The sequence below is a fragment of the Paraburkholderia sp. UCT2 genome, from assembly GCF_014397665.1.
GTDB classification, from domain to species: domain Bacteria; phylum Pseudomonadota; class Gammaproteobacteria; order Burkholderiales; family Burkholderiaceae; genus Paraburkholderia; species Paraburkholderia tuberum.
In genome coordinates this window covers 1-224 of record NZ_VZQO01000198.1, presented here as the reverse complement: position 1 = coordinate 224, position 224 = coordinate 1, and the positions used below count along the sequence as shown (strand labels likewise).

The following is a 224-nucleotide window of genomic DNA, read 5'->3' as shown; positions in this document are numbered from 1 at the left end:
AGTGATTGACGACGTGGGTCTGGTTCAGGGTCCGGTGGGCAATGGCGAGAGCACGGACGACACGACGCCGACGCTGAAGGGCAAGGGCGAACCGGGCGACACGATCGTCGTGATCGACAACGGCACGCCGGTTGGCGAGACGACGGTCGACGAGGACGGCAACTGGAGCTTCACGCCTGATACGCCGCTGGACGAAGGCAAGCACGAGTTCACGGTGGTGGAAC

The 224-nt window shown here is 64.3% G+C and carries 1 protein-coding gene; it reads left to right on the top strand.

Annotated features, from left to right (window positions below):
• On the top strand, positions 1 to 224 hold a 224-nt coding region (locus F6X39_RS36310), incomplete at both ends, for an Ig-like domain-containing protein (protein WP_187620175.1).